This window comes from Halobacillus sp. ABD4_316, assembly GCF_056161385.1.
Genome location: NZ_JBSWZA010000001.1, coordinates 1,061,807 through 1,074,079 on the forward strand (window position 1 = coordinate 1,061,807; position 12,273 = coordinate 1,074,079).

Consider the following 12,273-nt stretch of genomic DNA (forward strand, 5'->3'; position numbering starts at 1 on the left):
CCTTCCTACATAAAGTCATAAGGAGACAGCTGCTCTTCTTCCTCTTCGGGCTGGATCTCAGGTGTGCTCTGTTCCTGCAGCTTGTCTTTAAGTCTTGTATACCGCGTATTCGTATCGGTCGTCCGGACTCCATCTAAAAAGGCGTCTTTGTCCCCGCAGATGATCAGGGACTGTTTGGATCTTGTAATCGCCGTGTAGAGCAGATTTTTACGCAGCATCCGCCGGTAGCTCCTCACGACGGGAAGAATAACGATGGAAAACTCACTGCCCTGCGACTTATGAATCGACGTACAGTAGGCATGCATAATGCTGTTCAATTCCTTCTTAGGATACACAACTTCCTTCCCGTCAAAATCTACGACAACCTGTTCGACACCATCTACGTTTTCCTCCTCGCGGAAAATGGCCGCTACTTCCCCGATATCGCCGTTGTAGACACCATCATCCGGCTGGTTGACAAGTTGGATCACCTTATCCCCTTTACGGTAAGTCACTTCAAAATGCTTTAAATCACGCTTCTGCTTCTTTTGCGGGTTCACTGTCTGCTGGATCGTTTCATTGAGCTTATGGATCCCGACATCGGTCCGGTACATCGGGGCGAGCACCTGGAGCTCCTTCGCATCGATGCCTTTATCCATGGCTTTTTTTACAATGTTCGTTACAAGGTCGGCCAGCTGGTGTTCTTTGGCCGGGATAAAGTTGAAATCATGTTCTTTTTGAAGCGACGCCTGGGTGCACGCATCATTTTTAATCTCATGGGCCAGCTGGATGATTTTGGACCCTTCCTTCTGTCTGTACACTTCGGTCAGTTTGGAAGAAGGCACCTGCTCAGAAGCCAGTAAATCTGCGAGCACCTGTCCGGGACCGACAGAAGGCAGCTGATCTTCATCTCCTACGAGAAGGACCTGCATGTCGTTGGGAATGGCACGGAAAAGCTGGTTGGCCAGCCAGATGTCCACCATTGAAAATTCATCCACGATCAACAGCTTTCCTTCCAATGGATTGTTTCTGTTCCGTTCAAAGGAGTCGTGACCATCCCATCCAAGGAGGCGGTGAATCGTACTCGCCGGCAGTCCCGTCGATTCGGTCATCCGTTTAGCCGCCCGTCCTGTCGGGGCAGCAAGAATGAACGGAAAAGTCTTATCCCCGTTGTAATCCTCCGGGTCCACCGTTTCCTCATTCAAGGAAGCATACGTATGGATAATTCCTTTAATTACAGTGGTTTTTCCCGTTCCCGGCCCGCCGGTAAGAATCATCAACTTGGAGGTAAGAGCTTTTTCGATGGCATTGAACTGATCTTCCCCGTAGCTCATCGCCTCTTCCTCTTCCAGATCACCGATGATCTTCATCAAGTCCGCCTGCGTGTGTGTGACTTCAACCTCTTCCTCCATGATCCGCTCGATGTGACCGCGGAAGCCGTTCTCTGCAAAATAAAGAGAAGGAAGATAGAGACGGTCATCTTCGATGTAGATGAACTTATCTCCGCCAAGGTGGATGATCTGCTCAGACAGCTGATCGAAAGTGATGGCTGTGTCAGACCCATGGTTCAACAGGCTCTCCACCTGGACAAGACATTCCTCCGTTGGAAGATAGACGTGGCCGGCACTCATGCTTTTCTGCATCACATACAGACACCCGGCCCTTATTCTCGTGGGGTGGTCGTAGGAGAGGTTCTGCATCCGTGCCATCTCGTCCGCCCGGTGGAAACCGAATCCTTCTACGTGAAAGACGAGCTGATAGGGATCCTCTTCAATAATGGAAAGCGTCCGATCCTTGAACGCTTCATAGATTTTCTGAGAAAGCTTCAAACCGAAACCGTACTGGGACAAATGAATCATGACGTGCTCAAATCCCTGATGCTCTTTCAAAGCCTCATAAAGCTGATCCGCCCGTTCCTTCGGCAGTTTCGGAACTTGATCCAGCACTCCCCTGTCCTCGAGAATACGGCTGACCGCTGTTTCACCAAGGGTCTCTACCACCCGTTCGGCGGTTTTTTTACCAATCCCGTGAAACAGGTCACTGGAAAGATATAAGATGAGGCCGTCCTTTGTTTCAGGAAGCACCCGGTTATACATTTCCACTACATACTGCTTCCCGAATTTCTTATGATCTGTGAATGATCCGTGGAAGATATAGGTCTCCCCTTCTTCCAACGGTGAGAAATGCCCTTTGATGACGAGCGTTTTTTCTTCAAAGGCCTCATTCGTCTCCTTCACGTTGATAGAGGCGATGGAAAAATGCTCCGACTCGTTGTGAAAAATCATCCGATTGAGCTCCCCTTTGACATAGGGACGTTCTTCTTCATTCATTTCGCTAAAAAAGGATTGTTGAGTCATATCCATCGTTCTCCTTCGTTCTTACTCGTTTAACGCCTGTTCCACCTGGCTTTTCGCATGAGCGGCGAGCATGTGCTCGGGATTGATCTCCAGTGCCTGTCGGAAATGATCCAGGGCTTTATGGGCATCTTCCTTATGAAGCGCCGCTACGCCCAGGTTATAATGGGCATCACTATGCTGTTCCTCCAATTGTAGCACATGATTCATCACCTTTTCAGACGCATCGATCTGTCCGTTCTGTGCGAGACACAGCCCATACTGGAACTGAACATCCACGTCTTCCGGAGCCAGTTCAGCTGCCCGTAAAAGGTAAGGCAGAGCCAGTTTGACATACTCCTGATGAATGAAGGTCATGCCGAGCATAAAGTGAACATCGGCTTCCTCCAGACCGTTTTTCACAGCAAGAAGGAACTGCTCCTGCGCTTTCGTATATTTTTCCTGCTCATAGTAAGCATTGCCAAGACCATAATAAGCGGTGGCTGCCGTTTCATCGATTTCAATGGCTCGGTTGAAGAAGCGCACGGCCCTTTCATTATCGTTCATATGCATCAAGAGGTTTCCGAAGTTGATATACCCGACCGGCTCTTTCGGATTTTCATCGATGGCTTCTGTGAAAAGCCTCGCTGCCTCTTCATAATTGTGGTTCTGCATTTCCTGGATCCCCTGTTTCAATTTATCCATGTTATCCACTCCTTTTCCAACGTTCATTTTAATACGAATTCCATAAAAAAGTCATGCCCCTCCCAAGATGGACATGACTTTTTTTATTATCCTACATAATTGAGGGCTGTATCCTCTTTCAATACTGTGTCAATGGTGGCACCACCAAGGCAGACATCCCCATCATAGAAAACGACGGCCTGACCAGGAGTGATTGCACGCTCTGGTTCGTGGAATTCCACTTTCCAGTTACCATTTCCGGCCGGATGCACGGTCACACGGCTGTCATCCTGGCGGTAACGGAATTTTGCTATACACTCGAACGGAGCTTCCGGTGCTTTTCCACTCGTCCAGTTCGCTTCTGAAGCCATCAGACCATCAGAGTAGAGCGCATCATGGTGGAAGCCTTGTCCGACGTAAAGAATGTTAGCTTCTACATTCTTCCCAACGACGAACCATGGATCACCGGCGCCGCCGATTCCAAGCCCTTGGCGCTGTCCAAGCGTATAGTACATCAGACCGTCATGCTGGCCTTTCACTTCTCCATCCAAGGTTTCCATACGTCCCGGCTGTGCAGGGAGAAATTCACTTAAGAACTCTTTGAAGTTCCGCTCCCCGATGAAGCAGATGCCGGTGGAATCTTTCTTCTTGGCTGTTGCCAGATCATTTTCCTCGGCGATGGCACGCACTTCTTTCTTATCGAGGTGCCCGAGCGGGAACATGACTTTAGACAATACATCCTGGGACAGCTGATTCAGGAAGTAGGTTTGGTCTTTGTTGTTATCTTTCCCGCGCAGCATTTCATACTGTCCATCATTTTCACGGACCTGCGCGTAATGGCCGGTAGCCAGGTAATCGGCCCCAAGCGACATGGCGTGATCCATAAACGCTTTGAACTTGATTTCTTTATTACACATGACGTCCGGGTTCGGAGTCCGGCCTTTTTTATATTCATCAAGGAAGTAAGTAAATACTTTATCCCAGTATTGTTTCTCAAAATTCACGGCATAATACGGGATGTCCAGCTGGTTACAGACACGGATCACATCCTCGTAATCCTCTGTTGCTGTACAGACGCCGTTCTCATCTGTATCATCCCAGTTTTTCATAAAAATACCCACAACGTCATACCCCTGCTCTTTGAGCATCAAGGCCGCCACGGAAGAGTCCACTCCTCCACTCATACCGACGACGACGCGCGTGTCTTTCGGTTCTTTCATTATCTTTCACCTTCCTTAAATCAAGCGAGACGCTTGATGATCTGGCTGATCTTCTCAGCCGCTTCTATCACGTCATCCTCATTATTAGCCAAACCAAAACTGAAGCGAATCGAATTTGTCGTTTTCGGATGACCGGTTCCGAACATAGCTGTCAGCACGTGGGAAGGCTCTACAGAACCTGCTGTGCAGGCACTTCCACTCGATGCAGCAATCCCGGACAGGTCGAAATTCGTAAGCAGCGTTTCCACGTTCATTCCTGTAAAACTGATGTTCACAATGGAAGCCGCTGTTGTTTCTTCCTTTCCGTTCACTTCAAACGCTACTTCTTGATCCTTCAATGTCTGGATAAAGCTTCTTTTATAATGAAGATACTTTTCCTGATACGTCGAACGCTCAGCTTCCATTACTTCAATCGCCGCCTGAAGCCCGCGGACCGCCGGCACATTTTCTGTACCCGCCCGGCGTTTCCGCTCCTGCTCTCCTCCGTACTGCTGGGAGGAAAGAACGGTACCCTCCTTCACATAAAGGAAGCCGACGCCTTTAGGTCCGTTGATTTTATGACCGGACACAGCAAGAAGATCTACACCGAGTTCCTTCACATCCATCTCCATCAACCCGTAGGCCTGTACGATATCGGAGTGAAAGTAAGCCTGATGGTCTTTTAACAATTCTGCTGTCTCTGCAATCGGCTGGACAGCCCCTGTTTCATTGTTGACCATCATGATTGAAACGAGGATGGTATCCTCCCTTAATGCCTGTTTGATGTCCTCAAGTTGTACGAGGCCGTTTTCATCAACAGGGAGGTAGGTCACATCAAAACCTTCTGTTTCTAAAAATTCGACTGCATGTAATGTAGCATGATGTTCAATCGAAGTGGTAATGATATGACTTCCCTTAGCTTTATTGGCGCGGGCCGTTCCGATGACAGCCAGATTATCCGCCTCCGTACCGCCGCTTGTAAACACAATTTCCTTTTCATCCGCATTCAGACTGGATGCCGCTTTACGACGCGCCTTGTCCAGGATGCTTCTTGCTTTCCTTCCAAACTGATGAACACTGGAAGGATTCCCGAACGTCTCCTGATAGACAGGCACCATCGCCTCCACCACGTCTGGATGGACAGGTGTCGTCGCTGCATGATCCAAATAAATGGATTTCATAGAGTTCCCTCCCATGAATCAAATGTAAAACATGTAGGCGTCCTGCGTCTGGTCGTCTACATGATCTTTTAAGTCTTCCAGGGTTGTCGTATCCAGCACATCTTTGACGGCATCCCGGACTCTTTTCCATAAGGCCTGTTTGGCAGGCTCCTCATTTTCTATGCCTTCCACAGGAGTGATCGGTCCCTCAAGGACACGGATGACATCCCCGGCAGTAATTTCGTGCGGGGCTTTGGTCAGCATGTAGCCACCGTAAGCTCCGCGGACACTTTTCACCAAGCTGGCATTCCTTAGTGGAGCAATCAGCTGCTCCAGATAGTGCTCGGACAAATCATTATCCCTGGCAATCTGTTTCAGGGAAATCGGACCGTCCCCGAACTTTCTTGCCAGTTCAATCATAATGGTCAGCCCGTAACGGCCTTTCGTAGATATCTTCATATAGTTCACCCTTCATTATTAAAAACTGCAGCCATCTTTTTGCATGAGGCAGTGTGTATCCTACAAATGTACCCAGGAATAAAGCAATGAATACAGTCCCTGCTCCAACAGGGCCACCCAGAAGAAAACCAAATACAGCAATGATGATTTCTATTCCATTCCGGACATTCGATACCTTCCATCCGGTTTTCTCAGTAATCAACAGCATCAGACTGTCTCTCGGACCTGCTCCAATTTCAGGAGCCACATAGATTCCGATACCAAGAGCAGTGACAAAGATTCCTGACACAAATACAAGAAGCTGCATCCATAACATGTGAGGTTCGGGCAGCAGCCAATTAAAGAAATCAATAAATACACCTATAAAAACCATATTTAAGATGGTCCCGATCTGCGGCCATCTTTTCTGAAGTACAGAACTTACAACGACAATGAAAAGACCGGCGATAATGGACCATGTCCCAACTGTCAGACCCAGCTGCAGGAAAAGGCCGTAGTGAAACACGTCCCATGGACCGATCCCGAAGTCCTTGACCTGCATAGTCATTGAAATGCCCATTCCGAGGATGATCAATCCCATACAAAAAAAGCTCCAGCGAAGCCACAGGGCACGCTTTTTATTCGTGGTCGATTGCACGGCCATCCTCCTCTCTCTATTATACCAAACGCTATTATAGCATGGATGGCAAGTCCCTTGCATTTTATGTGCAATCATTCTACGCTTACATTTATCACCCCTTAAAGGAGAATGAACCATGAGTCAGCAACCTCTTGCCTACCGGATGCGTCCGGAAGATATTCATGAAATCATCGGGCAGTCCCACCTCGTTGATGAGGGAAAAACGATTAACCGAATGGTCAAGGCCGGCCGCCTGGCTTCGATGATCCTGTTCGGACCGCCCGGGACAGGTAAAACATCGATGGCAACGGCCTTAGCCAAGAGTCTACGTATTCCTTTTAAAATGTTGAACGCTGTTACAGATAAGAAAAAAGATATGGAGGCTGCTGTCGAAGAGGCAAAAATGCACGGCCGGCTCGTCCTTATCCTTGATGAAGTGCACCGCCTGGATAAGGCGAAGCAGGATTTTCTGCTTCCCCATCTGGAAAATAACCGGATTACCTTGATCGGTTGTACAACAAGCAACCCTTATCATTCCATCAACCCGGCCATACGCAGCCGCTGTCACCTCTTCGAACTCCAGAAATTGACGATGGATGAAATTAAACAGGCCCTTACCCGTGCGGTAGAAGACGACGGGAAAGGGCTCGGGCATTTATCGATTGAAATCAGCGACGACGCACTCGATCATCTGGCAGGGGCTTCGAACGGAGACCTACGCTCAGCTATGAACGGCTTGGAACTCGCCGCCTTCTCCACACCGGAGAACAACGGAACCATTTCCATTGATCTTGAAGCCGCCGAGGAATGTATGCAGAAAAAAAGCTTTTCCCACGATAAGAATGGAGATGCTCATTACGATGTTTTGTCAGCCTTTCAAAAATCAATCCGGGGCAGCGATGTCAACGCATCCCTGCATTATCTCGGCCGTTTAATCGAAGCAGGTGACCTGGACAGCATCGCCAGAAGACTCGTTGTTATCGCTTATGAGGACATCGGTCTGGCCAATCCACAGGCAGGCCCAAGAGCACTCGCAGCCGTCGAAGCAGCGGAACGGATCGGTTTTCCGGAGGCGCGGATCCCTTTATCGGTAACCGTCACAGAACTCGCCCTGTCACCAAAGTCCAACAGCGCTTATAAAGCACTGGATGCCGCGTTATCTGATATCCGTAAAGGAAAAAGCGGCGATGTTCCCGCTCATTTAAAGGATGCGCATTATAAAGGAGCAGAGGCACTGGGACGTGGAATCGGATATCAATATCCACATAACTATGACAATGCCTGGGTCGATCAGCAGTATCTGCCGGACACATTGAAAAATAAGCGGTATTATGAACCGAAAAAAACCGGAAAATTTGAACAGGCTCTGGAGCAGGTATACAGCAGGATTAATAAACAGCGGACCACCTGAGTATATTCCTGCCTTATGTTGGCTACACTACTACTAAATCTGACAAACTATTACCTTTTCAATTAGATTTAGGAGTGATGAAGATGCCTAAAGTAAGGCAGGATGCCTGGTCTCATGAAGATGATTTACTTTTAGCGGAAACAGTGCTGAGGCACATCAGAGAAGGCAGTACACAACTGAAAGCTTTCGATGAGGTCGGTGATCTGTTGAACCGGACGTCTGCAGCCTGCGGGTTCCGCTGGAATGCTGAAGTCCGCCAGAAGTACGAACAGGCGGTTGAACTGGCAAAAAAACAGCGCAAGGAAAAGAAAAGGAAAGAGGCCAAAGAACAGCAGGCGTATCAGAAACCTCAGCCGGCCGCTTATTACCCGCCTTCTCCTGATCCGGAAGATTTCAGACTTCCAGATCAGGAGAAGGCAGAACCCGCTCCCCCTTCGATGGCTCTCCAGGAAGAAATCGGCTTGAACGAAGTCATTCAATTCCTTAAGGAGCTTCAGCAGGAATCTTCCGGCCAGACGGATGTTCAGGCCCGCCTCGATGAATTGGAGAAGGAAAATCAATCCCTTTCCGAGCAGAACACGCAGCTTCATAGAAAGCTGGAATCCGTGACAGAAGATTATCAGGCCTTGATTCAAATTATGGACAGAGCCAGAAAAATGGTTATGTTCGATGAATCTGAACAGGAGTACAAGCCGCAGTTCCGCATGGAAAAGAACGGGAATCTCGAAAATATCGCCAGATAAATACAAAAGAGGAGCTCTCTATTCAGAGAGCTCCTCTTTGTGCATAAAAAAACCAATCCCAATCGTGCCGTTGCATCATGAGTTTTGAACCCGCTCCAGGCAGGTGGGTGCCCTGTTCCACATTTCTTGCGTCCTCCCATCAGTGATGGTTATGAGGCGTGCATTCCATGTGGAAACACCAGGCTCCCGTATCAAAAATGTTCGGTCAAAACGTACATTCGAACAACGTACACATCAGGATTGGTTTCTTTAATTTTGTAAATTCATCTTAGCATATTTACATGAGCTTATCAAGAATGAAGATGAAAATTTACTGGTCAGACTTTAATGTTTCCGACGGCTTCAGTTGAAGATGAAGTTCATCCAGCTGAGCTTCACTGACCGTGCCGGGAGCTTCCGTCAATAGATCGGACGCAGAGGCCGTTTTAGGGAACAGAATGGTATCCCTCAAGTTTGTCCGTCCGGCAAGAAGCATCACAAGACGGTCAAGACCAAAGGCAATTCCCCCATGTGGAGGCGTCCCATATTCCAAAGCTTCAAGCAGGAAGCCGAATTGCTCTTCCGCTTCTTCCCTGCTGAATCCAAGCACATCAAACATTTCATTCTGCATTTCTTTTTCATAAATACGAAGGGAGCCTCCACCAAGCTCATATCCGTTAAGCACGATGTCATATGCTTCTGCCATCACATCACGAGGGTTCTTTTTCAATTCCTCCAGATCCCCGCCGGCAGGCATCGTAAACGGGTGGTGAGCTGCGAAATAGCGGCCGGCTTCTTCGTCATATTCAAATAGCGGCCAGTCCGTCACCCATAGGAAATTGAATTTTGTTTCATCAATCAGATCAAGACGGCGGGCTAGCTTTTGACGCAGCGCACCGAGGCTGTCCCAGACAACATCTGTTTTATCTGCAACGAACAGAAGCAGATCCCCGTCTTCAGCCTGAAGCTTCTCACGGATGGCCCCGGCTTCTTCTTCGGCGAAGAATTTAGCAATTGGACCGTTGAATTCCCCGTCCTTCACTTTCAGCCATGCCAGTCCTTTCGCTCCGTACACTTTGACGTCTTCGGTCAGCTTATCAATATCTTTTCTGGAAAAGGCATCCGCCTGTGCCTTCACATTGATGGCGCTGACCTGTCCTCCGGATGCTACTGCACTATGGAAGACTTTGAATCCGGAATCCTTCACAACGTCTGAAAGATTGACCAGTTCAAGTCCGAACCGGGTGTCCGGTTTGTCTGAACCAAATCTTTCCATCGCTTCTGTGTAGGGCATACGTACGAACGGCGTCTCAATATCAAGTCCTTTGACTTCTTTCATGACGCGCTTCATCATCCGCTCTGTCATGGCCATGATATCCTCTTTAGTCATAAAGGATGTTTCAATATCCACTTGAGTGAATTCGGGCTGACGGTCGGCACGAAGGTCTTCATCACGGAAACAGCGTGCAATTTGATAATATTTTTCAAAACCTGAAATCATCAGCAGCTGTTTAAATAACTGAGGGGACTGCGGCAGCGCATAAAACTCACCCTCATGTACACGGCTCGGAACAAGGTAGTCACGGGCCCCTTCCGGCGTGCTCTTCGTAAGCATCGGCGTTTCCATATCCAGAAACTCCTCTTCGTTAAGGAAGCTGCGGATGGACTGGGTCGTCTGGTGACGCATTTTGAACGTTTCCTGCATTTCTTTTCTTCTAAGATCAAGATAACGGTATTTCAAGCGGAGGTCCTCAGAAACCTCGGACTGCTCTTCGATCATGAATGGGGGAGTTTTAGCCTTGTTAAGGATCGTCACTTCCTGAGCAGCGACTTCAATTTCCCCAGTTCCAAGATTCGCATTGACCGTCTTAGGATCACGTGCAACCACATGCCCCTTGACTTCCAGGACATACTCACTTCTTACGTCTTCCGCTGTCTTGAGAGCTTCTGCGGATGTTTCAGGGTTGAATACCACCTGTACCAGTCCGGAACGATCGCGCAGATCAATGAAAATTAAACCGCCCAGATCCCGACGCTTCTGCACCCAGCCTTTTAAAGTAACTTCCTGTTCTAGATGTTCTTTGCGGATTGTTCCGCTTTGAGTTCGTGTCATCTTACTTTCCTCCTGCCATCTGTTCTTTCATATATTCAATCACCGAACCAAGTTCGATTTCCTTCTGTTCACCTGTGGCCATTTCCTTCACATTGATGACCCCGTTTTCGAGTTCCTGTTCTCCCAGCACGAGTACGTATTTCGCATTCAACCGATCCGCCGACTTGAACTGGGCTTTCATTTTCTTACCCAGATAATCCTTGTCGACTTGAAGGCCGGCCAGACGCATGGCATCGGCAAGACGGACCGCTTCGACCTGTGCTTCGTCGCCAAGAGCTACGACATAACAGTCCAGGTCCTCATCGACAGGCAGCTCAACACCTTCAGCCTCCAGAGCCATCAGAAGGCGTTCAATGCTCATTGCAAAACCGATGCCGGACGTTTCCGGGCCTCCGACTTCCTGGACAAGCCCTGTGTAACGGCCGCCTCCGCTTAATGTCGTAATCGCACCGAAGCCTTCTGCTTCACTCATGATTTCAAAAGCGGTGTGATTGTAATAATCAAGACCGCGTACAAGATTCGGGTCAATGACATATTCAATACCCATCGCATCCAGGTAACTTTTCACTTTCTCAAAATAATCTTTAGAATAATCATTTAAGTATTCCAGGATGGAAGGAGCCGTTTCCATGGCCGGGTGATCCTTGTCTTTTTTACAATCCAGCACACGCAGCGGATTTTGATCAAGGCGTACCTGACAATCGGAACAAAGCTCTTCACGATGCGGGTCGAAGTGACGGACAAGCGCCGCCCGGTGAGCTTCACGGCTTTCTGCATCCCCAAGACTGTTCAATACCAGCTTCAAGGAGGAGAGGCCGAGTTCCCTGTAGGAATTCAAAGCAAGGGACAGTACTTCTGCATCGATCGCCGGATCGTCGCTTCCGAGTGCTTCAATGCCGAACTGAACGAACTGGCGCATTCTTCCCTGCTGCGGACGCTCATACCGGAACATCGGCCCCAAGTAGAAGTATTTGGACGGCTGGTTCGGCAGGCCGTATATTTTGTTCTGGACGTAAGCACGGACTACAGAGGCGGTGCCTTCCGGACGAAGGGTAATACTGCGCCCCCCACGGTCTTCAAAGGTGTACATTTCCTTTTGTACGATATCTGTGCTGTCGCCTACTCCCCGCTGAAACAATTCTGTGTGTTCAAAAATCGGGGTTCTGATTTCTTTATAATTAAAGCGGCGGCACAAATCCACCAGCTTCTGCTCTACGTACTGCCATTTTTCTGATGTACCCGGCAGGATGTCCTGCGTACCTCTCGGTGCATTGATCGTCATTAAAATTCCTCCTGTCATTTCAACCATTTTTTCCCACAAAAAAATCCGTCCCTTTTCCTGTTACAGAAAAGGGACGGATTTAACCGCGTTGCCACCCTGATTGGAGCTTCCTGCAGCTCCCGCTCAAAACAGTTAACGCCTGTGTACGTCTATGCCTACTCTAAGGATTTCGACATAGAACCTAAGGAATGTCTTTCGCCTGCACGTGACGGGGGGATACTTTCAGCCTATGGTATTCCCTCTCTGTCCGCATGGGTGCTGATTACTTTTTCCCTCAACGGTTTTTTCGTTTCATGTTAGAATTGATTTCTA

General features: G+C 48.6%; 10 protein-coding genes, 1 other RNA gene and 1 other annotated feature. Of the genes, 2 read left to right on the forward strand and 9 right to left on the reverse strand.

Features of this window, described 5'->3' with window-relative positions:
- Positions 1-5: 5 nt before the first annotated feature.
- From recD2 to ACXAJH_RS05805, 6 genes are all read right to left on the reverse strand, one after another.
- The gene (gene recD2 / locus ACXAJH_RS05780) at positions 6-2,336 is read right to left on the reverse strand and encodes an SF1B family DNA helicase RecD2 (RefSeq protein WP_474969068.1); all 2,331 of its coding nucleotides are present in this window, start codon (positions 2,334-2,336) and stop codon (positions 6-8) included.
- A gap of 21 nt (positions 2,337-2,357) precedes the next feature.
- The gene (locus tag ACXAJH_RS05785; protein ID WP_474969069.1) at positions 2,358-3,017 is read right to left on the reverse strand and encodes a tetratricopeptide repeat protein; all 660 of its coding nucleotides are present in this window, start codon (positions 3,015-3,017) and stop codon (positions 2,358-2,360) included.
- A gap of 86 nt (positions 3,018-3,103) precedes the next feature.
- Positions 3,104-4,216, reverse strand: coding sequence for a tRNA 2-thiouridine(34) synthase MnmA (mnmA, locus tag ACXAJH_RS05790; protein WP_474993294.1), 1,113 nt, complete (start codon positions 4,214-4,216; stop codon positions 3,104-3,106).
- A gap of 20 nt (positions 4,217-4,236) precedes the next feature.
- Positions 4,237-5,376: a cysteine desulfurase family protein gene (locus tag ACXAJH_RS05795; RefSeq protein WP_474989435.1), complete on the reverse strand. Its 1,140-nt coding sequence runs from the start codon at positions 5,374-5,376 to the stop codon at positions 4,237-4,239.
- 18 nt (positions 5,377-5,394) lie between these two features.
- Positions 5,395-5,814: a cysteine metabolism transcriptional regulator CymR gene (cymR, locus tag ACXAJH_RS05800; RefSeq protein ID WP_027955302.1), complete on the reverse strand. Its 420-nt coding sequence runs from the start codon at positions 5,812-5,814 to the stop codon at positions 5,395-5,397.
- Entirely contained in the window at positions 5,768-6,451 is a 684-nt protein-coding gene (locus ACXAJH_RS05805; protein ID WP_474969072.1) for a YczE/YyaS/YitT family protein, read from the reverse strand. Before ACXAJH_RS05805 ends, cymR begins: the two co-directional genes overlap by 47 nt.
- A gap of 118 nt (positions 6,452-6,569) precedes the next feature.
- Here ACXAJH_RS05805 and ACXAJH_RS05810 point away from each other — a divergent pair, with 118 nt between their 5' ends.
- Both ACXAJH_RS05810 and ACXAJH_RS05815 read left to right on the forward strand, forming a co-directional pair.
- On the forward strand, positions 6,570-7,844 hold the full coding sequence (locus ACXAJH_RS05810) for a replication-associated recombination protein A (protein WP_027955300.1): 1,275 nt from the start codon (positions 6,570-6,572) through the stop codon (positions 7,842-7,844).
- Positions 7,845-7,927: 83 nt separating this feature from the next.
- Positions 7,928-8,587 carry an RsfA family transcriptional regulator gene (locus tag ACXAJH_RS05815; RefSeq protein WP_474969073.1) on the forward strand — a complete coding sequence of 220 codons (660 nt, stop codon included), beginning with the start codon at positions 7,928-7,930 and terminating at the stop codon, positions 8,585-8,587.
- Positions 8,588-8,638: 51 nt separating this feature from the next.
- Here ACXAJH_RS05815 and ssrS read toward each other — a convergent pair.
- The 3 genes from ssrS to hisS form a co-directional block, all read right to left on the reverse strand.
- Positions 8,639-8,831, reverse strand: a non-coding RNA gene (gene ssrS, locus ACXAJH_RS05820) — 6S RNA.
- Between the two features lie 66 nt (positions 8,832-8,897).
- Positions 8,898-10,679, reverse strand: coding sequence for an aspartate--tRNA ligase (gene aspS / locus ACXAJH_RS05825; protein WP_474969074.1), 1,782 nt, complete (start codon positions 10,677-10,679; stop codon positions 8,898-8,900).
- Position 10,680: 1 nt separating this feature from the next.
- Complete coding sequence (gene hisS / locus ACXAJH_RS05830; protein ID WP_474971202.1) at positions 10,681-11,961, reverse strand: histidine--tRNA ligase; 1,281 nt, start codon at positions 11,959-11,961, stop codon at positions 10,681-10,683.
- A 66-nt stretch (positions 11,962-12,027) separates the two neighbouring features.
- Positions 12,028-12,248 (reverse strand) — a binding site (T-box leader).
- Between the last annotated feature and the right edge of the window lie 25 nt (positions 12,249-12,273).